General features: G+C 73.6%; 20 protein-coding genes. 6 read left to right on the top strand and 14 right to left on the bottom strand.

The features are described from left to right. Positions 1-70: 70 nt before the first annotated feature. Positions 71-2,146 carry a SpoIIE family protein phosphatase gene (locus AB0O36_RS14615; RefSeq protein ID WP_365109140.1) on the bottom strand — a complete coding sequence of 692 codons (2,076 nt, stop codon included), beginning with the start codon at positions 2,144-2,146 and terminating at the stop codon, positions 71-73. A gap of 228 nt (positions 2,147-2,374) precedes the next feature. Here AB0O36_RS14615 and AB0O36_RS14620 point away from each other — a divergent pair, with 228 nt between their 5' ends. Further along, positions 2,375-4,063 carry an FAD-dependent monooxygenase gene (locus tag AB0O36_RS14620; protein ID WP_365109142.1) on the top strand — a complete coding sequence of 563 codons (1,689 nt, stop codon included), beginning with the start codon at positions 2,375-2,377 and terminating at the stop codon, positions 4,061-4,063. Here AB0O36_RS14620 and AB0O36_RS14625 read toward each other — a convergent pair. Both AB0O36_RS14625 and AB0O36_RS14630 read right to left on the bottom strand, forming a co-directional pair. Next, a complete protein-coding gene (locus tag AB0O36_RS14625; RefSeq protein ID WP_365109143.1) occupies positions 4,060-5,085 on the bottom strand; it encodes a hypothetical protein in 1,026 nt (341 codons plus the stop codon). The genes AB0O36_RS14620 and AB0O36_RS14625 overlap by 4 nt on opposite strands. A gap of 14 nt (positions 5,086-5,099) precedes the next feature. After that, positions 5,100-5,969, bottom strand: a complete 870-nt coding sequence (locus tag AB0O36_RS14630; protein ID WP_365109144.1) for a papain-like cysteine protease family protein — start codon at positions 5,967-5,969, stop codon at positions 5,100-5,102. Positions 5,970-6,624: 655 nt separating this feature from the next. On the opposite strand from AB0O36_RS14630, the gene AB0O36_RS14635 reads away from it, so the two are divergent. Further along, positions 6,625-7,449, top strand: coding sequence for a polysaccharide deacetylase family protein (locus AB0O36_RS14635; protein WP_365109147.1), 825 nt, complete (start codon positions 6,625-6,627; stop codon positions 7,447-7,449). Positions 7,450-7,632: 183 nt separating this feature from the next. Then, positions 7,633-8,220, top strand: coding sequence for a hypothetical protein (locus tag AB0O36_RS14640; protein WP_365109149.1), 588 nt, complete (start codon positions 7,633-7,635; stop codon positions 8,218-8,220). 72 nt (positions 8,221-8,292) lie between these two features. Here AB0O36_RS14640 and AB0O36_RS14645 read toward each other — a convergent pair whose 3' ends face one another. The 5 genes from AB0O36_RS14645 to AB0O36_RS14665 form a co-directional block, all read right to left on the bottom strand. Then, complete coding sequence (locus AB0O36_RS14645; protein WP_365109152.1) at positions 8,293-8,670, bottom strand: UBP-type zinc finger domain-containing protein; 378 nt, start codon at positions 8,668-8,670, stop codon at positions 8,293-8,295. Continuing rightward, positions 8,667-10,175, bottom strand: coding sequence for an ATP-binding protein (locus AB0O36_RS14650; protein WP_365109533.1), 1,509 nt, complete (start codon positions 10,173-10,175; stop codon positions 8,667-8,669). Before AB0O36_RS14650 ends, AB0O36_RS14645 begins: the two co-directional genes overlap by 4 nt. Before the next feature lie 86 nt (positions 10,176-10,261). Then, the gene (locus AB0O36_RS14655) at positions 10,262-11,938 is read right to left on the bottom strand and encodes an FAD-dependent oxidoreductase (protein ID WP_365109155.1); all 1,677 of its coding nucleotides are present in this window, start codon (positions 11,936-11,938) and stop codon (positions 10,262-10,264) included. Between the two features lie 132 nt (positions 11,939-12,070). Beyond that, a complete protein-coding gene (locus tag AB0O36_RS14660; protein WP_365109158.1) occupies positions 12,071-13,267 on the bottom strand; it encodes an FAD-dependent oxidoreductase in 1,197 nt (398 codons plus the stop codon). 142 nt (positions 13,268-13,409) lie between these two features. Next, positions 13,410-13,823, bottom strand: a complete 414-nt coding sequence (locus AB0O36_RS14665; RefSeq protein ID WP_365109160.1) for a DUF4440 domain-containing protein — start codon at positions 13,821-13,823, stop codon at positions 13,410-13,412. A gap of 201 nt (positions 13,824-14,024) precedes the next feature. Here AB0O36_RS14665 and AB0O36_RS14670 point away from each other — a divergent pair, with 201 nt between their 5' ends. The 3 genes from AB0O36_RS14670 to AB0O36_RS14680 all read left to right on the top strand — a co-directional run bounded on the left by AB0O36_RS14670 (position 14,025) and on the right by AB0O36_RS14680 (position 15,664). Next, positions 14,025-14,321, top strand: a complete 297-nt coding sequence (locus AB0O36_RS14670; RefSeq protein WP_365109162.1) for a helix-turn-helix domain-containing protein — start codon at positions 14,025-14,027, stop codon at positions 14,319-14,321. 103 nt (positions 14,322-14,424) lie between these two features. Next, positions 14,425-14,877 carry a peptidase inhibitor family I36 protein gene (locus AB0O36_RS14675; protein ID WP_365109164.1) on the top strand — a complete coding sequence of 151 codons (453 nt, stop codon included), beginning with the start codon at positions 14,425-14,427 and terminating at the stop codon, positions 14,875-14,877. A gap of 100 nt (positions 14,878-14,977) precedes the next feature. Beyond that, positions 14,978-15,664 carry a hypothetical protein gene (locus AB0O36_RS14680; protein ID WP_365109167.1) on the top strand — a complete coding sequence of 229 codons (687 nt, stop codon included), beginning with the start codon at positions 14,978-14,980 and terminating at the stop codon, positions 15,662-15,664. 32 nt (positions 15,665-15,696) lie between these two features. On the opposite strand, the gene AB0O36_RS14685 is transcribed toward AB0O36_RS14680, so the two are convergent. The 6 genes from AB0O36_RS14685 to AB0O36_RS14710 form a co-directional block, all read right to left on the bottom strand. After that, on the bottom strand, positions 15,697-16,941 hold the full coding sequence (locus AB0O36_RS14685; protein WP_365109169.1) for an FAD-dependent oxidoreductase: 1,245 nt from the start codon (positions 16,939-16,941) through the stop codon (positions 15,697-15,699). Between the two features lie 137 nt (positions 16,942-17,078). Beyond that, entirely contained in the window at positions 17,079-17,804 is a 726-nt protein-coding gene (narI, locus tag AB0O36_RS14690) for a respiratory nitrate reductase subunit gamma (RefSeq protein WP_365109171.1), read from the bottom strand. Then, on the bottom strand, positions 17,801-18,481 hold the full coding sequence (narJ, locus tag AB0O36_RS14695) for a nitrate reductase molybdenum cofactor assembly chaperone (protein ID WP_365109173.1): 681 nt from the start codon (positions 18,479-18,481) through the stop codon (positions 17,801-17,803). Before narJ ends, narI begins: the two co-directional genes overlap by 4 nt. Beyond that, entirely contained in the window at positions 18,478-20,163 is a 1,686-nt protein-coding gene (gene narH, locus AB0O36_RS14700; RefSeq protein ID WP_365109175.1) for a nitrate reductase subunit beta, read from the bottom strand. The genes narJ and narH overlap by 4 nt, the downstream gene beginning before the upstream one ends. Beyond that, on the bottom strand, positions 20,163-23,888 hold the full coding sequence (locus tag AB0O36_RS14705) for a nitrate reductase subunit alpha (RefSeq protein WP_365109536.1): 3,726 nt from the start codon (positions 23,886-23,888) through the stop codon (positions 20,163-20,165). The genes narH and AB0O36_RS14705 overlap by 1 nt, the downstream gene beginning before the upstream one ends. Before the next feature lie 243 nt (positions 23,889-24,131). Further along, a complete protein-coding gene (locus AB0O36_RS14710; RefSeq protein WP_365109177.1) occupies positions 24,132-24,746 on the bottom strand; it encodes a flavin reductase family protein in 615 nt (204 codons plus the stop codon). Positions 24,747-24,879: the final 133 nt, after the last annotated feature.

Consider the following 24,879-nt stretch of genomic DNA (forward strand, 5'->3'; position numbering starts at 1 on the left):
TCCTCCCCCACACCGGGCGGAGGAGGCGCCTTGTCTTTCCCGGCGGGGTCCGTAAGCGGTCCCGGACCGGTCAGGCGGTGCGGTGGACCCGGGCGAGGACCAGGACCGTGTCGTCCGTCGCGGAGTCCGGCAGCATGCGTGCGAGGACGTGGTCCGCCGCCGCCTCCAGCGAGCCGGCGGCGCCCGCTGAGCCGAGTTCGCGGGCGAGGGCGGCGATCCCGGCGTCCAGGTCCCGGTCTCGGGTTTCGACCAGGCCGTCGGTGTAGAGGGCGAGCACGGAGCCCTCGGGCAGTTCGACGTCCATGGACGCGAAGGGCACGCCGCCCACGCCGAGGGGGACGCCGAGCACCTCGCCGACCGTCTCGACGGTGCCGTCGGGGTGCCTGACCAGCAGCGGAGGGTGTCCGGCGTTCGCGATGCGGGCCCGGCCGGTGTGCGGGTCGTAGACGAGGTACAGGCAGGTGGCGAACTCGATGCCGGTGTCCCTGGCTGCGGCGTCGAGTTCCGTCAGCAGCGCCTCCGGTTCCGGGGTGTGCCGGGCGACGGCCTCGGCGGTGATGCGGAGGCGGCCCATCGCGGCCGCGGCGGGCACGCCGTGGCCCATCACGTCTCCGACGACGAGGGCGACCCGGTCCCCCGGCAGCGCGATGGCGTCGTACCAGTCGCCGCCCACCTCGGTGATGTGGCTGCCGGGGAGGTAGCGGTGGGCGAGCTCCACGTACGGGCCGGCGGCCGGGGCGGTGGGGAGCAGGGCCCGCTGGAGGGTGAGCGAGATGTCCCGGACACGGCTGTAGAGGCGGGCGTTGTCCAGGGACAGGGCGGCCCGGGAGGCCAGCTCGCCGGCCAGGCTGAGGTCGGCCTCGTCGAAGGCCGGACGGGCGGCGGAACGGCCGAACATGGCGAGGCCCTGCACGGTGCCGCGGGCGACGAGCGGGGCGATGGTGATGCAGGCCAGGCCGCTCTCGAGGAGGAGGCGGGCGCGCTGCTGGTGCGTGACGGTGCGGTTGGTGAACTCCTCGTCGACCGCCACGCAGAGGGGGCGGCCGGTGCTCAGCATGTCGTGGATGCCGGAGCCCGGCGGGTAGGTGATCGTTTCCATGCCGCCGACGAGTTCGGGGGCGGGGGGCGGGAGCGTGGTCAGGTGGGCGATCCTGCGGGTCACCAGCGGGAGGGCCGGATCGAACGGGGCGCGCTCGTCGGCCCACCGTACGAGTTCCACGACCGCGGCGTCGCAGAAGTCCGGGACGGCCGCCTCGACCAGCTCGCGGGCGGTGACGTCCACGTCCAGGGTGGTGCCGATCCGGGCCGTGGCCCGGTCCAGGAGCTGCAGGCGCTGCCGGGCGGCGGTCGCGTCCAGGATGGCCCGCTCCCGGTCGGTCACGTCGATGAACAGGCCGCCCACCCCGCGGCCGGTGCCGACCGCCCCGCTGAGCGGGAACAGGCTGACCGACCGGACCTGGTCGCGGTCGGGGAGGCCGGAGGTGCGCAGGCCGACGAGGGTGCCCACGACCGTGCGGCCGCCCCGGGCGACGCTCTCCAGCAGGTCGCGGAAGGCGCCGCCGTCGTGGGTGAGCATGACCTCGTCGGTCCGGCGGCCGAGGTGGTCCTGCACGGAGAGGCCGTCCATGGCGGCCAGGGCCTGGTTGAGGTGCACGTAGCGCAGGTCCTGGTCGAGCATGACCAGGCCGATCGGGCAGGTCTCGAAGAGCGCGTCGAGGAAGGACAGGTTCGTCTTGACCCGGTCGAGCTCCTTGCTGCGGCTGGCCAGTCCCAGCACGACCGAGCCGCCGCCGGGTCCGGCCACGGGGAAGACGCGGAAGCCACAGGGGAAGACCGTGCCGTCGCGGTGGCGGACGGGCATCCTCCCCCGCCAGTAGCCCAGGGTGCGGGCCCGCTCGACGAGCAGGGCGGCCGGGGGGAGGTCGCCGGGCGGCACGGGTTCCTCGGGGAAGAGCCGGGCGGCGGGCCCGGCGAGCGCCTCGGGGGCGTCGTAGCCGAACAGGTGCCGCGCACCGGGGCCCCACCAGCAGATCCGTACCCGGTCGTCGATGCCGAAGACCGCCACGGGCACGTGTTCGAGGAGCGAGCCCGGCTCGGAGCGGATCGGGCCGGCATCGTCGTCCCCGACCGGCCGGTGCGGTGGCATCGGGCCCCCTTTCTCCGGGTGGCGCGCGGATCCTCCGGGTGGCGCGCGGGCGCGCCCTTCAATTCTGGGCGGCAGTGGCGTCCCGGTGCGAGTGGGAGGGGGTACGGGTGCGGCCGGGTGTGTCCGGGCGGGCCCGTCCGGGTGTACGTCGGCGTGCGGGCGGGCCCGTCCGGGCGTAAGTCGGCATGCGGCGTTGCGGGCTCCGGAGCGGGGCGCGAGATTGATCCCATGGCGGTTCGGAGCGCGGAAGGCGGCGACACCCCCTCCGGTCGGAGCGGTGACGAGGTGGAGGTGCTGATCGTCGGCGGCGGCCCGGTGGGGCTCACCGCCCGGGCGCTGCTGGAGCGCTGGGGCGTACGCGTCCTGCTGGTCGAGAAGCACCGCGGGCTGTCGCCCTTCCCCCGGTCCCGGCTGGTGAACGTACGGTCCATGGAGATCTTCCGGCGGCTCGGGATCGCCGCGAAGATCACTGCCGCCGCGTTCGCACCGGAGTACGGCCGGATCCGGTTCCGGGACACCCTCCTCGACCGTGACTTCGCCACGGCGGCGATGGTCGGCATCAACGCGCCGGTGCCCGAGAGCCCGGTCACCGGCGTGGTGACCTCGCAGGACCGGCTGGAGCCGACCCTGCTGGCCGCGGCGGCCTCACCCGTGCGGTTCGGGGTGGAGCTCGTCGACGTCGTCGAGGAGGCCGGGGGCGTCGTGGCCCTGCTCGCCGACCATGAGGACGGCCACGGCTCCGGCCACGGTCACGGCGACCGGGAGAGCCGTGGCCGGGAGGTCCGCGTCCGGGCCCGTTACGTGCTGGCTGCCGACGGTGCGAACTCCACCGTCCGGGAGCGGCTGGGCATCGGCAGCACCGGCCCCGGAGCGCTGGGGGGCTTCACCACGGTCGTGTTCGACGCCGATCTCGACCGCTGGTGTGCCGGCCGGCCCGCCGGCGTCTACTTCACCTCCCACGGGTCGTTCCTGCCGCTGTACCCGGAGGGCGGCTGGGCCTGGCTCTTCCCCACGCCCGATGACGCCGACCGCGCCGGGCGCGGCTCCCCCGTCGACGCCGCCGACTGGCCGCGCCGCGTTGCGCAGGCGCTCGGGGACGGGGCGGGCGCGGGCTCCGGGGTACGGCCCGAGGTGCTGCGGGTCCAGCAGTGGGTCGTGAACGCGTTCGTCGCCGAACGGTTCCGACGCGGCCGGGTGCTGCTGGCCGGCGACGCCGCGCACGCGGTCCCGCCCGCCGGCGGGCTGGGCATGAACACGGGCGTCGCCGACGTGCACAACCTGTGCTGGAAGCTCGCCGGCGTCCTGCAGGGGTGGGCCGAGCCCGCCCTGCTGGAGACCTACGAGGAGGAACGTCTGCCGGTCGCCGAGCGAACCCTCCACCGGGCAGTGGAGAACACCCGGCTCATGCTCCACGTGCACAACCGCCGCCAGGAGCAGCGCCGGACGGGCGGGGGCGCCCCGGAGCGGATCGAACTGCCGTGGTCGGAGGAGTACTTCGCACAGCTCGGTCTCGTGCTCGGCGTCGCCTACCGCTCCGGGGCGGTCCTCACCGACGGCGACACCCCGCCGGAGCCGTCGGAGCCGGGCACCGACTACGTCCCCACCGCCCTCCCGGGGCACCGCATGCCCCACCTGCGGCTGGCGGACGGCCGGTCCACCCTGGACGCCTTCGGCGAGTGGTTCACCCTGCTCGCCCCCGACCCCCCGCAGTGGGAACGGCAGGCGGCCGGCGCCCGGCCGCTGCGCATCGAGCACCTTCCGGCGGAGCACGCCGGCGTCTGCGGCATCGGCGGCGGCGGAGCCCTCCTCGTCCGGCCCGACGGCCATGTCGCCGCCCGCTGGCCCGGGCGCCCTTCGGACCACTCGGCCCTCCGGGACGCCCTCACCACGCTGACCGGCGGCCTGCCCCGCCCTTAGCGGATGCCGTTCGCGTTCCGGCGGCGTACGTACACCGCCGCGCCGACCGCAGCCGCCAGGGCAGCGCCTGCGCCGGCCGCCGGCTGCCAGGACGGATCGGATGCCGGCCGCCCGGATGCGGATGCGGCCGTGGTCGTGGCGGTGTTTCCGGTCGTCGGCGGGTCTGCGGGGGCGTCCGCCGGCTGGGCCGGATCGGTCTGTGCCAGGCCGCCGTACCCTCCGGCGAGACCCCGGCGGTCGTAGTCCGAGCCCGGGAGCTTGTCGCCGTAGCGGGCGGCGACGAGCTTCTGGTAGGCGGCGAGGGAGAGCGTGCGCTTGCCCCCGAGGCCGGCGGTCGCCCGCTCGTTGAGCGACTCGACGGTGCCCTCGGCGGTGAGCCGGTACCAGGCGCCGATCTGGGGCTCGGCGAAGGCGCGCGCCTGCGGGGTCCCGCGCTCGGCCTGGCTGACGTCCGCGTCCCCGTCCCGGATGCCGGCCAGCTGCCAGCCCTCGGCACCGACGGCGTGCCCGTCGTGTCCGGTCGTGGCGGCGCTCCCCTGTGGGGCGAGCAGCACGGCGGCCCGGTGTCCGTCGGAGGCGGCCACCCGGGAGGCGAGGTAGGTGAGCCGGAGTGCGGTCTGCGGGGTGGCCCGGGTCTTGCCGGCCACGAACTCGGGGCTGATCTCGAACAGCGGGACCGGGTCCTTCAGGTCGAAGCCGGGCGGTGCCGCGGCCTCGGCCGGGGCGTCGGCGGGTCGGCCGCTGGTGCCGCCGTCCGCGGCGGAGGCCGCCGCACCGGGCTGCTGCCGGGCCGCGACCAGGAAGCGGGCGACGGTGTCCTTGGTCTGGTCGCTCCGGAGGGTCTGGCGGGCGGACTGGTAGCCCGCGATGCCGTCGCCGTCGGCGGCCTGAGCGGAAACGCCGGTGCACAGGGCGGCGGCGAGCGCGGCCGTGGACAGGGCGGCGGCCCGGGCGGCCAGTCGCACTCCGCGTCGCAGGGGTCGCACGGCGTGCACGGCCGGGATGGTTCGGGAGGTCTGCATGGTCCGTCCTGTCCTCAGCCCTGGATGCCGATGCGCGAGTGGGTCCACTGGAACGAGCTGTTGTCGACGTAGGCGGAGTAGTTCCACCAGGTGTACGTCTGGGTGGTCTGCCAGGGGTCACCGACCGCGATCATGTTGCTGGACTTGTCGTAGCCGTAGATGACGTTCATGTGACCGCCCCCGCTGCGCCAGCCGAACCGGACGGCGAACGGCCGGCCCGCGCCGATCTCGCCTGCCGTCTCGCCGAACGAGGCGTTGCGGTAGAGGCTCCGGCCGCTGTTGCGGAGCCCCAGCCGGGCCAGGCCGTTGGCCATGTCCTCCAGCGTCGCGGGCTGGTTGTTGCAGTCGACCCATGTGCCCTGGGCGGCGAGCCGGCAGAACTGGTCCTGGGTGACCGATCGCCCCCAGTACTTGGCGATGGTCACGCCGGATGCGTCCCAGCACCACTGGGTCCGGACCTGCTTCTGCATGTCGATCTTCAGGGTCTTGGAGGTCCCTGCGGGCCGGGTCGGGGTGGGCGTGGGTGTCGGGTTCGTACCGCAGACCGGCAGGGGTGTGGTGTTCTCCCGGATGAACGCGTCGGCGATGTAGTACGAGCCGGTGTAGATCCACCGCGGGTTGTTCTCGACGGTGTCGCCGGTCGTCCGGCAGGACATGCGGATCTTGGCACCCACCTTCGAGGAGCCGGTGATCTTTGCCGAGACGGAGGGCTTGGCGCGGTGGTTGACGGTGGCGAACCGGCCCTGGCCGCCGATGACCGTGCCGGTGACCACATCGGCCTGCGCGAGCGCCTCGAAGCCGAACAACAGGCCGCCGGAGAGTGCGGTCGTCACCGCGGCTATGAGCGCCTTCTTGCGGCGGGACGTACGACGTTTGTGCATCATGCTCCCTGATCCGAGGTGTGGGGGAAACCCGCCGGAGCGGCGGCGATTGCCCTCGGGTTGATCGGTGCCGGGAATCCTGCCAGAGAGAAAGCGGCTCCCGAGCACCGTTGCTCTACGCGCGAAGATGTCATCGATTCAACCACTGTCGGATCGAGAATGACGGATCGTCAATTGCATTATCTGTAGCGTCAGTTGGAGCTACACGAACCCCTGGTCCAGGCCATTCGAAGCCGTCGGAGTCGAGCGGACTTTACGCAAAGTTGACGACACCCGCAGCTTTATTGGACACGACGTCAAATAGCCAAATAGCCGAGCGTGCATGTGGCGTGACTCTCCATCATTTCCAATTGGCCGCACTTTCCCGCACGTTGTGGTTCGTGACCGACCGCACCCATTCCGTCACCGTCGACCGCGGCGCAATGTGGCGAGAAGCACATTCCTTGCCGATGAAGCCCTTCCGGGGAGACCCGGACCCCGGTCCATGGCATCAGGCGGGGCCTCCGCAGGCCCGTGAGCTGCGGTTTGCGCGGGTCGGGGGCGCGGCGCGAGAGGGACGGGAGGGGCCGGCCGGGAGACGAAAGGGCGATCTGGGCGGTTTCCTGCCTTACGTACCCTTGTCGGTCGGGGGACTCACTGCGAGACGAGAGCGGCTTTCATGGCGATCACCAGCACGCGTGCCCGGCGCCGGGCGGGCCGTACGGCCCTGGCGGCGGCAGTCCTCATCCCCGTGACCCTCCTCGGCGCGCCGTCGTACGCCGCCACGGACGGGGCGGCGGGAGCGGCGGGCGCCGGTGGCGGAGCGGGAGCCGCGGGAGCGGCGGCCGCTGCCGCCGGGCAGCACGGGAAGGCACCGGCGGGCCGGCCCGCCACGCCCCCGCTGACGATCACCCGGACGGCGATGGGCGCGGAGCGCTCGGTCGCCATCACCATCGACGACGGCCCCGACCCCGTCTGGACCCCCAAGGTCCTCGACGTGCTCGACCAGCACCAGGTCAAGGCCACCTTCTGCATGATCGGAACCAAGGCGCAGAAGTACCCCGGGCTGGTCCGCGAGGTCGTGGCGCGCGGCCACCGCCTGTGCGACCACTCGGTCGGCCATGACACGGCCATGGACCACAAGCCGGTCGCCTACCAGGAGCGGGAGATCGTCGGCGGCAAGGAGATGATCGAGAAGGCGGCACCCGGCGTACGGGTGGACTACTACCGGGCGCCGGGCGGCGCCTTCACCCCGGACAGCCGGCGGATAGCCGCCGCGCACGGCATGCGGCCGCTGGGCTGGAGCGTGGACCCCAGGGACTGGAGCCGTCCGGGCGTGCCGTCGATCGTGAAGACCGTCGAGCAGCCGCTGGTCCGGCCCACCGTCCTCTTCCACGACGGGGGCGGCGACCGGTCCGAGACCGTGGCCGCCCTGCAGCGGGTACTCCCGTGGTTCGCGAAGGAGGGGTACGCCTTCACCTTCCCCGTCCGGTACGGCGGCTGACCCCACCCCCTCGCACGTTCGGAGGGCGAACGCGGGAGCGGCGGAACCGGGCCGGACGGAGGTCGGCCGGCGCCTCAACCGCCCCTGGGGACGACCCTGTTCACGATCCCCGTGGAACGGCTGACAGGGCTGCGGCCACGTGCGACGTTGGAGCGGCAACGGCCACCTGGGGGAAGGGGACGCATGCCCGAGCACGCCAAGTCCGACGAGGAAGCGGAGCGGAACCTCACCGCGTACTGCGAGGAACTCGGGTTCGACCCGGAGTGGGTCGAACCGGCGAAGTGGGGAGATTCCATCCGCATCGCCAAGAACCCCGAGTACGGCTTCGTGCAGGCACGCAGGACGATCTTCACCGACTACGAGGACATGCTCAAGGAGAAGGCCAAGGAGGCCCGCAAGGCGAAGCTGGACGCCGACTCCGCCAAACTGCTCACCAAGATCGTGTATTCCGACCTCAGGGACTCGCTGGTCGTGGGCATCCTCAAGCAGTGCGCGGCCGCGTACCTGGGCGGGGAACGCGTCAACCTCGGCCTCGGCGGGGCAGCGATGGACCGGGACGCGTACCGGGACCTCCGGGACGAGTGGAGGGCTGCCGGGGAACTCGCGGCGAACGGTGCCTTCGGCGAGTTCGTCAGTCACGCGCCCCAGGACAAGGCCGCGCTCGGAAAGGGCCAGGTCGGCGGCACCCTCGCCAAACGCAAGATCCAGGGCAACCTGCTCGTCAAGGTCTGCGGCGTCCGGTTCAACATGCACATCGACATCGCCGACTGATCCCGTTCCCGTCCCGCAGCTCCCGTCGCCCCCGTCCCGATCCGGGCGGGGGCAACGCCGTACGCCGGGCCCTCAGCGGTGCAGGTGGTCCGGCCAGTCCTCCGGGACGCGGCCGGCCGGGCCGGGGGCCGGCTGGTCGGCCGGGTGGCCGGCCGGCGGGGCCAGCTCGGGTCCGGACGTGTAGAGGGCGTCGGTGTCGTAGTTCCAGAACCATTCCTCGCCCGGCTCGAAGCTCCGCACCAGCGGATGCCCGGTGGACCGCCAGTGGGCGGTGGCGTGCCGGGCCGGCGAGGAGTCGCAGCAGCCGATGTGTCCGCACCGGGCGCAGCGCCGCAGGTGGAACCACCAGCCGCCCACCGCGTCGCAGTCGGCGCAGCCGGTGCCGCTGGGCGGGACGCCCGGGTCGATCCCCTCGTTCTCGTTCCCGTTCCCGTTCCCGGTCTCGGTCATGCGGGCTCCTGGGCGGTCTCGGACTCGGACTCGGGCGCGGTGTCGGTGTCGGTGTCGGTGTCGGTGTCGGGCGCAGGTGCGGTCTCGGGGTCGGGCGCGGTCAGGGGGAGCAGCACCTGGAAACGGGTGTCCCCCGGGACGGACTCGACCTGGAGGCTGCCGTGGTGCTTGTTGACCACGATCCGCCAGGAGATGTCGAGGCCGAGGCCGGTGCCCTCGCCGACCGGCTTGGTGGTGAAGAAGGGGTCGAAGATGCGGCTCCGGATGTCCTCGGGCACGCCGGGGCCGCTGTCGCGGAACTCCACCAGCAGCCGGTCGCCCTCCCTGGCCGTGCGGACGGTCAGGGTGCCGTCGCCGCCGGTGCTCCCGATGGCGGACACCGCGTTGTCGATGAGGTTGGTCCACACCTGGTTCAGTTCCGCCGGGTAGGCGGGCACGTCGGGGAGGGAGCGGTCGTAGTCCTTGACCACCCGTACCCGGGGGCCGATCTTGCCGGACAGCATGAGCAGCGTGCTGTCGAGGAGTTCGTGGACGTCGACGTCGCGGTGCGGCGCGCGGTCGAGCTGCGCGTACTGCTTGGCCGCGTCCACCAGGTGGGAGATGCGGGTGGTGGAGTCGCCGATCTCGTCCATCAGCAGCTCTGTCTCGACGGTGTAGTTGAGCCAGCCGATGGCGCCCGGGAGGATGTCCTCGTCCACCGTCGCGGCGACCTGCTCCAGCCAGTCGGTGTCCAGCCCGGCCTGGACGAAGGCGGGGGCGACCCGCCAGCCTTCCGGGATCCCGTGGTCGTCGAGCCAGTCGGCGAGCTCGTCCTCCCGGTCGGACGCCTCCAGGGGGCTCAGGACGGGTGCCTTGGCGACGCGTTCGGCGGTGCGTTCCTGGATCTCGATGAGGTCGGCGAGGGCCTCCCGGGAGTAGGGGCCCCGGGCGATGACGGCGAGCTTGTGCCGCATCTTGCCGACCCGTTCGCGCAGTGCCTCGGTGGCCCGGACGGCCGCGGCGGCCGGGTTGTTGAGTTCGTGGGTGAGGCCGGCCGACAACGAGCCGAGCGCCAGCAGGCGTTCACGCTGTCCGATGGCCCGCTGGGTGTTCTTCGCACCGAAGAAGAGCCCCTCCAGCAGGTGGGCCGCCATCGGGAACCATTCCTGCATGATGTCCGCGAACGACTGGGCCGGCAGCACGAAGAAGCGGGTGGGTCCGGTCACCCGCATGGAGTTGTTGTACGTCTGCGGCACCTGGTCGCCCAGGTACGCCTGCATGGCCCCGGCGTACACGCCGCGCTGCGCGGTGCGGCTGACCTCCACGTCGTCGCCGCCGACCCGGCGGTACAGCACGACGGTGCCCTCGATCATCACGTAGAAGCAGGTGGCCGGGTCCCCCTCGGTGTAGACCGGGCCGGCTTCGAAGCGTTCCACGCGGCCCTCGGCGCACAGCCGGCCGAGCTGTTCCGGGGAGAGCTTCTCGAACAGGAACAGCGAGGCGATCTCCTGCGGGTTGCAGGGCAGTTCCCGCCCGGCCCCCGACGGCCCGCCACCCGACGACCCGAGCCCCGACGGCCCGCCGGACGACGGCCCGCTTGCCGCCTGCCCGTTCATGACTGCTCCAGGTACCGGTGGACGAGCATCACGGCCATGGCTCCTTCTCCGACGGCGGAGGCGACGCGCTTCGCGGACCGGGCGCGCGCGTCGCCGGCCACGAACACCCCCGGAATGCTGGTCTCCAGGTGGTAGGGCGGCCGGTCCAGTTCCCATTCGGCCGGCGGGCGCCCGTCCGCGGTGAGGTCGGGGCCGGCCAGGATGAAGCCGTCCTCGTCCCGCAGGAGCGTTCCCTCCAGCCAGTCGGTGAGCGGGGCCGCACCGATGAACACGAACAGCCACTGGGCGTCGACGTCCTCGGCGGTACCGGTGTCCAGGTCGCGCAGGGTGAGCCGTTCCAGGTGCTCGGCGCCGTGTGCCGCGTCGACGGCGGTCCGGGTGCGCACCGTGATGTTGGGGGCTTCCTCGATCTGCTGGATCAGGTAGTGCGACATCGACGCCGTGAGGGACTCCCCGCGCACCAGCAGCGTCACCGACTTCGCGCCGCGCGCCAGGTACACCGCGGCCTGGCCGGCGGAGTTCGCGCCGCCGACGACGTACACGTCCTGTCCCTCGCAGCAGGACGCCTCGGTGAGCGAGGAGCCGTAGTACACCCCGCGGCCGGTCAGGTCGTCACAGCCCGGGGCCGGGAGCTGCCGGTACGACACTCCGGTGGCCAGGATGACGCTGTGCGCGGCGACCGCCGAGCCGTCGGAGAAGCGCACGATGCGGGCCGCGCCGCCGGCTTCCAGCCCGGTGACCTCGCGGGCCGTGAGGATCTCGGCGCCGAAGCGGCCGGCCTGGCGGCGGGCCCGTTCGGTGAGCTGTGCGCCCGACACGCCGTCCGGGAAGCCGAGGTAGTTCTCGATCCGGGAGCTCTGCCCGGCCTGTCCGCCGGTCGCCGAGCGCTCCACCAGTACGGTCCGCAGGCCCTCGGAGGCTCCGTACACGGCGGCGCCGAGCCCGGCGGGGCCGCCGCCGATGACCACGAGGTCGTAGAACTCGGCGGCCGGTGTGGTCGCCAGCCCGACGCGGGCGGCCAGTTCGGGTGTCTCGGGCTCGATCAGCGCGGTGCCGTCCGGTGCCACCACCAGGGGGAGCCTGCGGCCGTCGGCGCCGGCCGCCTCCAGCAGCCGCTGTCCTTCCGGCTCGTCGGAGGAGTACCAGCGGTAGGGGACCTGGTTGCGCGCCAGGAAGTCCCTGACCTGCGAGGAGTGTGCCGACCAGCGGTGCCCGACCACCTTGGTGGCGGGTACCGGCCGGTGGTCGCTGGAGCGCCAGGCCGCGATCAGGTCGTCCAGGACCGGATAGAGCTTCTCCTCCGGGGGGTCCCAGGGCTTGAGGAGGTAGTGGTCGAGGTCGACGACGTTGATCGCGTCGATGGCCGCGTTGGTGTCGGCGTAGGCGGTCAGCAGCACGCGCCGCGCGCCCGGGTAGACGGCGAGGGCCTGTTCGAGGAACTCGATGCCGTTCATCTGCGGCATGCGGTAGTCGGCGAGGATGACGGCCACCAGGTCGCCGCGCAGCTTCAGCTCGCGCAAGGCCTCCAGCGCGGACTCGCCCGATTCGGCGCGCACGATCCGGTACCCGCCGCCGTAGCGGCGCCGCAGGTCTCGGGCGATGGCCCGGGAGACTCCCGGATCGTCGTCGACCGTCAGGATGACGGTCCGCGCTGCGTCGCCGGCCTGTGCCATGCATGTCCCCCTGGGTGCTGCGGTCCTCCGGCGCGGCAGGTCGCCCGTGCCGGTTCCAGGCCATCGTATGTTCGATCTCGCGGGGGCGCCGGGGCGCGGCCCGGCCGGGCGGTGGGCGCGGCCTGCGGGCCGCTACGCCGGCTCCGGGGGCCGGAAGCCGTCGAAGAGGTCGTCCAGGCCACGCCGGGCCAGCCGGGTGGGGGTGGCGAGGACCGCGAGGTCGCGGGCGGCCGCGGCGAGGGGGCTGCGCAGGGCGCCGAGGCGGCCGACCCGGCGGGCCCGGACGCGTACGGCGTCGGTGCGGTCACGGCGTGCGGCGGTGTAGGCGGCGAGGGCGGCCGGGACGGCCTCCGGGCCCGCGTCGGCGTCTCCCGGAGGAAGGAGGCCGGCGAGGACCGCCGCGTCCTCGATGGCCTGGCAGCCGCCCTGCCCCAGGTTCGGGGCCATGGCGTGCGCTGCGTCGCCGAGCCAGGCGATCCGCCCGTGGTGGAGGCGCGGGAGCGGGGCGGCCAGGTCGTGGAGGTCGTTCTGGAGGACGTCGGCGGGCGCGAGACGGCCGATGCGGTCGAGGAGGGCCGGGATCGGGTCGTGCCAGGATCCGAAGCGGTCCCTGAGTTCGGTGCGGGGGTCGGCCGACCGGGTGCCGGCCGGTGCGGCGGCGGTGGCGTAGAGGTAGTACCGGCCGTCGGCGAGCGGGGTCACGCCGAACCGTTCGCCGCGTCCCCAGGTCTCGCTCATGGCGGGTATCCGCAGGTCCGGGGCATCCACGATGGTCCGCCAGGCGGTCTCGCCGAGGTAGTGCAGGCCGGGATGGTCCGGGAAGAACGCGGTCCGCAGCGGGCTGCGGATGCCGTCGGCGGCGACGACCAGGTCGGCGGAGAGGCCTTCCGGGGCGCCGCCCGCCGTGCGGACGACCGGGCGCCGGCCCCCGGGGTCGTCCACGGCCGTCACGGCGGCGCCGTGGCGGACGGTGTCCGGGGGCAGGGCGGCGGCCAGGGCGGCGGTGAAGGCCGGGCGCGGGACGGCGACCGGTGCGACGCCGTAGCGGGCGGCCATGTCCGCGGTGGCCATCCGTACGAGCCACCGGCCGTGGCGGCTGCGCACCCCCATCACGGCCGGTACGGCGCTGCCGACCGTGCGGGCGGCGTCGACGCCGATGGCGTCGAGGGCCCGCAGGGCGTTGGGGGCGAGTCCGATGCCGGCGCCGGTGACGGGGGGTTCGGGGGCGCGTTCGCAGACGGTCACCTGCCAGCCCCGGCGGTGCAGGGCGATCGCGGCGGTCAGGCCCCCGATACCGGCGCCGACCACCACCGCATGACGTCGCGTCACCACACATCGCTCCCTCGCGCCGGACATCGGCCACGGATCCGCTCCGGGGCCGGCGGGCGGGCCGTACCGGGCCCGCCCCCGCCGTGCCACGGTAACCCCATCCGGGTGGGGCGGTGGCGGGGGCTGCCGCGGGAGCGGTGCCCTAAGGGGCGTCCGTGCCGAAGGGGTTGTCGATCACGTAGCGCCAGTGGCCGTCTGCGCCCCGGCGGGCCACGTCGGTGGCCGTGCCGGCCTTCCGGACCTGCTCGCCGTCCGGCCCGGTCCCGGCGATCTCCCAGTCCACGATCAGGAGGGCGATGTCCCCGGCCACATAGGTGTGGCGCGGCCGTACGGTGATCGGCAGTCCGAGGGCGAGGAAGCGGGCGTTGGACGCGGTCAGTTCGGGGCCCGAGACCTGGCTGCCGGGCCTCGGGACGAACACGGCGCCGGGCTCGTAGGCCAGGTCCAGCAGGCGGGTGTCCCCGGTGGCGAACAGTTCGGCGAACACGGCAGGGTGTTGCCCGGGTTCGGTGGCGAGGGGGAAAGTGGGCTCGTGAACAGGCACGTCGAAGGTCATGGACCCAGCCAAGCGGCCCGTCGCGTGGGTCACCAAACGGAAACCGACGGGGAATCCGGTCCGGGAACGCACGGGCGAACCCTCGCGCAGACCCACGCGCGAACCCGCGGGGAGAGCCCTGGGGACACGCCCGGGGACTGGGACGTCCTCCTGGTACCGGACGCACGCGGACGCACCGACCGGCCCGAGCCCGACTGCCCGGTGGAGATCGCGCTCGCCGCGGTCTCCGGCCGGTGGACGACCCTGGTCCTGCGGGAACTGATGCACGGCCCGCGCTCGTTCACCGCGTTGCGGGGGGCGTTCCCCGCCCTGGGGGCGAAGGTCCTCAGCGACCGGCTGCGCGAGCTGGCCGAGCGCGGTCTGCTCGTACGGGAGGAGCAGCGCGGGTTCCCCGTGCGCACCCGCTACCGGCTCACGGCGCGGGGTACGGCCCTGAGGCCGCTGCTGGTGGAGCTGTACCGCACCGGGAGCGCCCTCACGGCGCCGCCCCGCGCCTGAACCACGGGTGCCGGTCCGGCTCGGCCGGTCCGGCTCGGCCGGTCCGGCTTCGACCGGGTCCGGCGTTGATGCGATCTTCGCCGTGCGGCGTTTCGATGGGGGCATGAGACAGCGGGTCTTCGGCGGGGCGGCGTCCCTCCGGGCGGGTCTGGCCGGTGCGGCCGCCGTGGTCGTCGTCTCGGGGCTGGTGTGCTCCCCCGTGGCCTCGGCCGGGCCGGTGCCGGTGACTCCGGTCGCGGAGCGCTGCTCGCCGGGGTGGGTGTGCGGGTGGACCTCGCCCGGCTACACGGGGGTGGTGAGCCTGGTGGCGGAGGACATGCCGTGGTACCCGGAGACCACCGCCTACGTCGGCTTCAACGACGGGCAGTCGGTGTGGAACGGCTCCGGTACGCGGCGGACCGGCGACGGGGTGTGGGGCCGCTGCGTCACCGTGTACAGCAAGACCCACTACGGGGGCGCCGCCCTGACCGTCCGGCCCGGCCGGGGCATCGAGCGCCTGCCGGCGGCCTTCGGGCACGTCCGGTCCAACAGGTTCCACACCTGCCGCGCCGGTTGAGCGCGTTCAAGGAGTCTGTCACCATGCGTCGGCCCGGCCGGTTGCCCGCCCGGGCCGGTCCCGGGCCGCCGCACGGCCCGCCTCCCGGGGGGTGTTCGGCATGCGTCGTCGACCGTTCTCGTTCGTGTCGACCGTGCTCGCGGTGGTGGCCGGCGGGGCTGCTCTGGTGGTCGCGGACCCCTTCGGCTGGTTCGGGTGGCCGGTGACCACGGCGCAGCTGATGGCCGTCCTGCCGCGCGGGCAGGACGTGCCCGGGTACCGGGCGGAGTTCGGGCGGCCCGAGACCGGGGTCGGGCCGTCCGCCGAGCGGCCGTGCGGGACGGTGGCGGCCGCCCTCTGGTCGCCCGGCCGGATGCCCGCCGCATCGACGCGGGTGTTGCTGACGGCGAAGGACGGCGGGAAGCGGCACCTCGTGGATTCCTACGGGTATGCGGAGGACGACGCCGAAGCGGTCATGGCGGAGCTGCGCGCCTCGGTCCCGGCGTGCGCGCACTACAACGCCTACTACGCGGACCTCTACCTGCGGTTCGGGACACGGCCGGCCGACCCGCCCTTCGAGGTCGGCGACGAGATGGTCACCTACCGGGTCCTCGCCCCGCCCCCGGGGGATCCCGACCTCGGGGGCTCGGGGGCGCCCCTGGAGCCGGGACCGCTCCAGGAGCCGGGCACAGCCGTCACGTTCGTCCGCACCGGGGGTGTGATCACCCGGTACGGGAGTGCCGTCCCGCGCGCCGTCGCGGAGGACTTCGAAGCGCGCATCCGACGGGCTCCCTCCCTGATCGGCTGACCGGGCGGCGCCACGGCCCGGCGGCCGGGAGGTCAGCCGGTAGGCCAGCGGAGGGATTCCTTGGGCGGGCGCTCGCGCAGGGCGCCGTACGCCAGGAAGTAGGCCGGAACGCGGTTCAGCCACTGGGATTCGGTGACGAGCCCGGTCAGCCGCTGCGCCCGGCGGGGGTTGCCGAAGGCGGTGCGGCCGGCCAGCAGCGGCTCGATGACCTGCCTGTGGGCCAGCCGCTGCAGGCCCTGCGTCGCCACGGTGGTGGGCAGCCGGCGGTGCTGGACGCGGCGTACGTCGTGCAGGCCCACGGTGCCCTCGCGCAGCGGGCGCACCAGGTGGCGGGCGGCGGCCACCGCGTCCTGTACGGCGAGGTTGATGCCGATGCCGAAGACCGGAGACATCGCGTGGGCGGCGTCGCCGATGCAGAGCAGTCCGGGCCGGTGCCAGCGGCGCAGCCGGTCGAGCCGTACGTCGAGGAGCTTGACGTCGTCCCAGGAGGTGAGGGCGTCCGCCCGGTCGGCCAGCCACGGTGCGGCCTCGGTGAACCGCTCCATGAAGCGGTCCAGCCCCTCGGCGCGGCGACCGGTGTCGGTCCCCTTGGGGATGAGGGCCGCGCACTGCCAGTAGTCGCCGCGGTCGATGAGCGCGGTGAAGAAGCGGTCGCCGAGGCCGCCCACGAGCCCGCTGGGGTCGTCCTCGTGCCGCGGCAGGCGGAACCACCAGGCGTCCATCGGGCAAGGGAAGGCTTCCAGGCCGAGTTCGGGCAGCGTCCGGGCCAGGGAGCCGCGGCCGTCGCAGGCGACGGTGAGGGTGGCCCGGAGCTCGCCGGTGCACCCGTCCGCGGTGCGGTAGCGGACGCCGTTGACGCGTCCGCGCTCGATCAGGAACGAGGTCGCCTCGGTGTCCATGCGCAGTCGGAAGGACGGCTCGCGGGCCGCTTCGTCGGCGAGGAGGTCGAGCAGGTCCCACTGGGGCACCATCGCGATGTAGTTGTACGTGCCGTGCAGTGCGCCGATGTTCCCGACCGTCACCAGGGACCGGTCGGGCCCGATGGGCAGTTGTACCGAGGTCACCCGGCGCTGGGGCAGCCGGGCGAAGCGTTCGGCCAGCCCGATGTCGTCCAGCAGCGACAGGGTGGAGGGGTGCACGGTGTCGCCGCGGAAGTCGCGCAGGAAGTCGCCGTGCTTCTCCAGCACCGTCACCTCGACGCCGGCCCGGGCCAGGAGGAGCGCCAGGATCATTCCGGCGGGCCCGCCTCCGACGACGCAGCAGGTCGTACGCTCCACGGCAACCGGTCCTTTCGCCGCCAGGGGTGATCAGGGCACTTATACCGCGCCCGGGGCGGCGGGAACCGGCAGTGCGGGCCCGCCGCGCGATCGGACCAGCGCGACCCGGACCCGTGCCCGGCGTCGCCCGGCCGTGCTCAGCGGTGCTTCACGGGCCGCCCGGCCGGGTCGGGTGCGTTCGCGTGGGTGCCGCGCGAGCGGTAGACGACGTACGGGCGGACCAGGTAGCCGAGGGGGGCCGTGAAGGCGTGGACGAGCCGGCTGAAGGGCCACAGCGCGAACAGGGTCATCGCGAGCAGGGCGTGGACCTGGTAGGGCAGCGGGGCGTGCGCCATGGCGGGGACGTCGGGGTCCAGGGCGAGGACGGAGCGGAACCAGACCGAGACGCCCATGCGGTAGTCGTAGGGGTGCGGGGCCAGGGTGGTGGCGGTGGCGGCGAGCCCGGCGAGGATGACGGCGGTCAGGAGCGGGTAGACGGCGCGGTCGCTGCGGCTGGTGCCGCCGCGTACGGCGGGCACGGTGATCCGCCGGTGGAGGAGGATGGCCAGGCCGGTGAGGGTGGCCAGGCCGGCGGCCCCGCCGACGAACAGGGCGTTGGCGTGGTAGAGGGGCTCCCCGATGTGCAGGCGTTCGGTGAACGATTCGGGGACGACGAGTCCCACGACGTGGCCGGCGGCGACGAAGAGCAGGCCGTAGTGGAAGAGCGGGCCGCCGATGCGGAGCAGCCGGTGCTCGTGCAGCTGGCTGGAGCGGGTGGTGAAGCCGAAGCGGTCGTAGTGGTGGCGCCAGGCGGTGCCCGCGACGAGCACCACGGCGGCGAGGTAGGGCAGCACTCCCCACAGGGCGGTGTGCAGGTGGTTCATCGTCGGCACTCCTCGGCGGCGAAGGCGGCTACGGCTGCCGGATCGGCGATGGCTCCGGCCGCCTGTGCGCGTACGGCCGGGAAGGGCAGCAGCCCCACGGTCTCGGTGGGCGGGCCGGTCCGGACCAGGTGCAGGGCGGCCGCGCGGTCGGCCGGTGCGGGGCCGGGCAGGGTGAGGCAGACGGCTTCCAGGACGTCCGCCCAGGGGCTGTGGTGGTCGGTCAGGGCCATCCGGAGGAGTTCGAGGGCGGCCCGGTGCTCCTGGAGGGCCGTACGGCCGGGGCCGGGGCAGCGGGCGGCGAACTCCAGGGCGAGCGGCAGGAAGTCGGGGAGCTCGTCGGCGGGCGGCTGCCAGCCGTGGTCGCGGTAGAGGTGCTGCCAGCGCAGGAGGGCCTTGCCGCGGCGGCGGGTGTCGCCGTCGGTGTAGTAGGTGAGGTACAGGGTGCGGCGGCGGCTGCGGTCGAAGGTGGCGACGTAGCGGGCGGACAGCTCCAGTTGCGGGACGCCGCTGACGGCCTCGCAGAAGCGGAGCAGCGGGGCGGCCTCCTTGCCGGGCAGGCCGGCGAGGGCGCCGCGGACGAGGCCGAGGCGCTGCGGCCAGTCCTCGTCGGGGTGGGAGAGGAGCAGGGAGGCGGCCTGGTGGAGGGCGGCCTGGTGGACGGCGGCGGTACGGGTCATGGCTGCGGCTCCGCGGCGGGCCCCTGCGGTGGGAAGAGGCCGGTGGGGCTGCCCTGGCCGTTCCAGTTGAGGAGGTTGACGCGGCCCTGCAACGGGCTGCCGGACCCGCCGGAGCCGCTCGCGCCGGGTCCGCTCGCGCCGGGGACGGCGACCGGCGCGGTGTGGAAGGTGTCGGCCGTGTACATGCCGGGGCCGCCCTCGCCGTCGAGGCTGCACCCGCCGGCGGCTCCGGACCCGTGGGCGGCCCAGTCCCCGGCGGATTCCCCGGCGGTGTAGCCGGTGGGGATGACGTAGCGGTCCTCGTACTTGGCGACGGCCAGCAGCCGGTACATGGCCTCGATTCCGTCCTCGTCCATGCCGACCGCGCGGGCGATGGCCGGGTCGCGCTCCTCGCCGAGGTTGATGCGGCGCATGTGGGCGCGCATGGCGGCCAGCCGGCACAGGGACGCCTCCACCGGTGCCGGGTCGCCCGCCGTGAACAGCTCGGCGAGGTAGCCGACGGGGATCCGCATCGCGTCGATCGCGGCGAACAGTTTCGCCGGGTCCTCGCCGTCGTGACCGGTGGCGGTCAGGGACTCCACGACGGGCGACAGCGGAGGGATGTACCAGACCATCGGCATGGTGCGGTATTCCGGGTGCAGCGGCAGCGCCACCCGGTAGGTGCTGATCAGGGCGCGCACGGGCGAGCGCCGGGCGGCGGTGATCCAGTCGTGCGGGATGCCGGCCCGTTCGGCCGCTTCCTGCACGGCGGGGTCGTCGGGGTCGAGGAAGCAGCCGAGCTGGGCCTCGTAGAGGTCCTTCTCGTCGGGTGTGGCGGCGGCCTCGCCGACCCGGTCGGCGTCGTAGAGGACGACGCCGAGGTAGCGCAGGCGTCCCACACAGGTCTCCGAGCACACGGTGGGCTGCCCGGCCTCGATGCGCGGGTAGCACAGGGTGCACTTCTCGGCCTTGCCGGTGCGGTGGTTGAAGTAGACCTTCTTGTACGGGCAGCCGGTGACGCACATCCGCCAGCCCCGGCAGCGGTCCTGGTCGACGAGGACGATGCCGTCCTCGATCCGCTTGTAGAGCGCCCCCGAGGGGCACACGGCGACGCAGGAGGGGTTGAGGCAGTGCTCGCAGATCCGCGGCAGGTGGAACATGAACGCCTGCTCGTACTCCAGCCGGACGCGTTCGTTCATCTTCCGCAGCACGGGGTCGCCCGACAGGTGCTCGCGGCCGCCGCCCAGGTCGTCGTCCCAGTTGGGGCCCCAGGTGACCTCGGTGGGGCGGCCGTCGATCAGGGACCGGGGGGCGGCGGTGGGCACGTCGTCACCGAGCGGCGCGCCGATCAGGTTCTCGTAGTCGTACGTCCACGGCTCGTAGTAGTCGGCCAGGGAGGGCAGGTGCGGGTTGGCGAAGAGGGTGGCGAGGCGGCGGGCGCGGCCGCCGCTGCGGGGCACCAGGCGGCCCCGCTTGAGCTGCCAGCCGCCCCGCCACCGGTCCTGGTCCTCGTAGGAGCGGGGGTATCCCTGGCCGGGACGGGTCTCGACGTTGTTGAACCAGGCGTACTCGCTGCCCGGGCGGTTGGTCCAGGTCTGTTTGCAGGTGACCGAGCAGGTGTGGCAGCCGATGCACTTGTCGAGGTTCATCACCATCGCGATCTGTGCCATCACGCGTCCGACGGTCGCTTCGCTTCGGGGCATCAGTAGGTGACCTCCTGGGAGCGGCGGCGGATGACGGTGACCGCGTCGCGCTGGTTGCCGGTGGGGCCGTAGTAGTTGGGGGCGAAGCTGAGCTGGGCGTGGCCGCCGATCAGGTGGGTGGGCTTGATCAGCAGGCGGGTGAGGGCGTTGTGGACGCCGCCGCGCCGTCCCGTGGTCTCCGAGAGGGGCACGTTCACCAGGCGTTCCTGCACGTGGTACATGAACACCGTGCCGGCGGGCATGCGGTGGGAGACGACGGCGCGGGCGACGACGACGCCGTTGGCGTTGACCGCCTCGATCCAGTCGTTGTCGGCGGCGCCGATGGCGGCGGCGTCCTCGGGGCCCATCCAGATGACGGGCCCGCCGCGGGCCAGGGTCTGCATCAGCAGGTTCTCCTGGTACTCGGAGTGGATGGACCACTTCGAGTGCGGGGTGAGGTAGCGGACCGTCACCGACCGCCCGCCGGCGTGCGGTTCCGGGCGCGGTGTGTCGCCGAGGACGTGGAGGTCGAGCGGGGGCCGGTAGACGGGGAGCTGTTCGCCGTATTCGGCGATCCACTCGTGGTCGAGGTAGAAGTGCTGGCGGCCGGTGAGCGTGTGCCAGGGCTTGCGGTGCTCGGTGTTGACGGTGAAGGGCGCGTAGCGGCGTTCGGGGCCCTCCTTGCCGGACCACTCGAAGCTGGCGCCGACCTGGACCGGACGGGCCTGGGTGTCGGAGAACACGATGCGGCGCTCGGCGACCGAGGCGGCGAGGTCGTCCAGGCCGCTCGCCGGGCCGCAGCGCACGGAGAGGCGGCGGAAGCCCTCGGCGGCGACGCGGCCGTTGGTGGTGCCCGACAGGGCGAGGATCGCCTCGCAGAGTTTGACGTCGGTGTCCAGCAGCGGTCGGCCGGCGGCGGTTCCGTGCCGGGCGGTGCCGCAGCGTTCGGCCAGCCAGTGCGATTCGGCGGTGGTGTGCACGGTGATGCCGCGTACCTGCATGCCGTGTTCGTCGGGCAGCGGGCCGAAGGCCGCGAGGCGTTCGGCGACGGCCGCGTAGTCCCGTTTGACCAGCGTGTAGTCGGGCCGGGTGGGGCCTTCGGGAGGTGCTTCGCCGGGTGTGTCGTGCTGGAGGGGCGTGGCGACCAGGTCCCAGGTGTCGTCGAGGCGGCCGGGTGCGAGTTCGGCGACCTTCGCGGCGAGGCCGTGGAAGATCTCGAAGTCGGTGCGTGCCTGCCAGGGCGGGTCGATGGCCGGTGAGAAGGCGTGGACGAAGGGGTGCATGTCGGTGCTGGACAGGTCGTGCTTCTCGTACCAGGTCGCCGCGGGCAGGACGAGGTCGGCGAACAGGGTGGTGGAGGTCATGCGGAAGTCGAGGGCGAGCAGCAGGTCGAGCTTGCCGCGCGGTGCCTCGCGCCGCCAGGTGACCTCGCGCGGCCGCTGGTCCTCGGGGGCCTCGGGGGCCGAGGCGTTGTCGTCGGCGCCCAGGAGGTGGCGGAGGAAGTACTCGTTGCCCTTGGCGGAGGAGCCGATGAGGTTGGCGCGCCAGACGGTCAGGACGCGCGGCCAGTTGACGGGGTCGTCGGGGTCCTCGCAGGCGAAGCCCAGGCGGCCCGCCTCGCGCTGCTGCTCGACCCACTGGGCCGGGTCGGCGCCGGAGGCGTGGACGAGCGCGCCGAGGTCGAGGGGGTTGGCGGAGAAGGTGGGGAAGGAGGGCATCCAGCCCTGGCGGGCCGACCGGGCCACGAGGTCGGCCGTGTGGGCGCCGCCGATGGTGCCGCGTGCCGTGGGTGCGGTGAGGGTGCCGGCGGCGAGGCCCTCGTAGCGCCACTGGCCGGTGTGCAGGTACCAGTACGGTGTGGCGGCCATCTGCCGGGAGGGGCGTACCCAGTCGGATGCGGTGGCCAGTTGCTGCCAGCCGGCGAACGGGCGCACCTTCTCCTGGCCGACGTAGTGGGCCCAGCCGCCGCCGTTGACCCCCTGGCAGCCGGTGAGCAGGAGGAGGGAGAGGAAGGAGCGGTAGATCGTGTCGGAGTGGAACCAGTGGTTGGTGCCCGCGCCCATGACGATCATGCAGCGGCCGCGGGTCTGCTCGGCCGTGCGGGCGAACTCGCGTGCCGCGCGCAGGACCGCGCCCGCGGGCACCGAGGTGATGGTCTCCTGCCAGGCCGGGGTGCACGGGACGGAGGCGTCCTCGTAGGCGCTCGGCCACTGACCGGGCAGGCCGGGGCGGGAGACGCCGTACTGGGCGAGCATGAGGTCGAAGACGGTGGTCACCAGGCGGTCCCCGAGGCGCTGGACGGGGACGCTGCGCAGGAGGGTCGCGTCCGCGGCGCGGCCGGGGTGCGGTGCCGTACCTCCTTCCCCCGTCGTCCCGGGTCCTGCTGCCGTTCCGGGTCCTGCTGTCGTTCCGGGTGCCGCCGTCCCGGGTCGTGCCGCCGTCCCGGGCTGTGTCGCCGCCGTCGCGTCGAAGCGGGGCAGGAGCACCTCTGCGGTCGTCCCGTCCTCGCCGTCGTAGAGGCTCAGGCGGGGTTCGATGTCGCCGAGCTCCAGGTTCCAGCGGCCCTCGCCGTACTTGGACCAGCGGTCGCCGAGCGTCCCGTTCGGCACCACCGGGGCACCGGTGACGGCGTCCAGCAGGACGGGCATCCAGCGCCGCGCCGCCTCGTCCGGGACCTCCCGGCCCAGCCGCAGGTCCGCGGCGGTCACGAAGCGGCCCGGAACGTGGCGGCCGGGCTCCCGCTCCTCCAGCTCGACCAGGAACGGCAGGTCCGTGAACCGGCGCACGTAGTCGGTGAAGTACGGCACCTGCCGGTCGACGAAGCACTCCCTGAGGATGACGTGGCCCATGGCCATGGCCATGGCGCCGTCGGTGCCCGGGTGCGGGTGGAGCCATTCGTCGGCGAACTTGGTGGCGTCCGCGTAGTCGGGCGAGACGACCACGACCTTCTGGCCGCGGTAGCGCGCCTCCGTCATCCAGTGGGCGTCGGGGGTGCGGGTGACGGGGACGTTGGAGCCCCACAGCATCAGGTAGGCGGCGTCCCACCAGTCGCCGGACTCCGGTACGTCGGTCTGGTCGCCGAAGACCTGGGGCGAGGCGATGGGCAGGTCGGCGTACCAGTCGTAGAAGGTCAGCATGGGCGCACCGATGAGGGCGTGGAAGCGGGCGCCGACCGCGTGGGAGGCCATCGACATCGCCGGGATGGGCGAGAAGCCGGCGATCCGGTCGGGGCCGTACGCCTCCAGGGTGTGGACGTGTGCGGCGGCGGCGATCTCGAGGGCTTCCTGCCAGCCGATGCGGACCAGTCCGCCCTTGCCGCGGGCGCGCTGGTAGCGGCGCCGCTTGTCCGGGTCGGAGGTGATCTCGCCCCAGGCCGCGACGGGGTCTCCCAGGCGCTGCCTGGCCTCGCGGTACATCTCGACCAGGACGCCCCGGGCGTGCGGGTAGCGGACGCGGGTGGGTGAGTACGTGTACCAGGAGAAGGACGCTCCGCGGGGGCAGCCGCGCGGCTCGTACTCCGGACGGTCCGGGCCGGTCGAGGGGTAGTCGGTGGCCTGGGTCTCCCAGGTGATCAGGCCGTCCTTGACGTACACCTGCCAGGAGCAGGAGCCGGTGCAGTTGACCCCGTGGGTGGAGCGCACCACCTTGTCGTGCGCCCAGCGTTCGCGGTACGGACTGTCGTTGACCGATTGGTCGGCCCGGAACACGGCCCGGTCGTCCGCCGTCCGGGGCGCCGTGCCGAGCATGCGCCCGGCCTGCAAGAGCCGCTCCGCGATGGCGTCCGCCGCGTGTTCTGCCGTAGCCCTGGCTTTGCCGCGCTTCACCTGGTGGCCCTTCTGGGAGACAGCGGAGCCGGCGCACTGGGGAGGACCGGCCGGCGGTGGGGGTCGGGGCCACCTTGCGCCTGCCGCGGGCCCGGGAAGGTCATCACCCTCCGCGGTTGAATGTATCCAGAACGTATCTTGGTGAGATCTTGGGGCGCCGCCGGTTCAGGCCGGATGGCCGGGCCGCAGGTGCCGTACGTCGTCGTAGGAGAGGAGCGGCGTCCCGCCGGACGCCGCCGGGCCGGAGGGGCCGGAGGGGACGGGGGGCTCGGAGGGGACGGAGCCCTCGCCGGTGAGGTCCAGCAGGAACCCGACGTGGTCGCCCGCGGGGCGGTGTTCCCGTACGCGGCCCAGGAACCAGGCGGCGGCATCGTCCAGGACGGGCGTCCGCTCCGGCCCGCAGGGCCGCCACGCGACCTGGTCGAACTTGTCCGTCGTGTCCCCGGTCTGGTGGCCGAACAGCTCCGCGAGGGCGAGCTGCCCGCGGTCCAGGACGTGCACGGCGAGGTAGGAGGAGCTCAGGGCGACCCGGTAGGTGTGGTTGACCACCGACAGCCAGACCATGAACCGGGGCGGGCTGATCGAGCACTGGGAGGCGAACCCGACGAGACAGCCGGAGGGCTCCCGGCCCCTGGGGCCGGCCACCGTGACCACGTACACGGGCGGGTCGAGGAGGTCGGCGAACCGACCGAAGTCCGCTTCCGACGCGGCGTCCGCGCCGCCGTCCGGGCGCGCCGGGCCGTGCCGCCCGCTCGGCCGGTTCATGGTCGGCTCGGGCACATCGGCCTCCTGGTCCCTGTCCCGCGGTCGTCGTCCCGACCAGCCAAACAGCCGTTGCGCGGGCGGGCCCGCCGGGAGGGCCCGGGGCTGGTCCGACAGGAGTAGGGCGGCCGGAGGCGTGGCGGGCCCGGCG

Origin of the sequence: Streptomyces sp. NPDC089799 (assembly GCF_040684755.1) — a bacterium.
Taxonomy (GTDB): domain Bacteria; phylum Actinomycetota; class Actinomycetes; order Streptomycetales; family Streptomycetaceae; genus Streptomyces.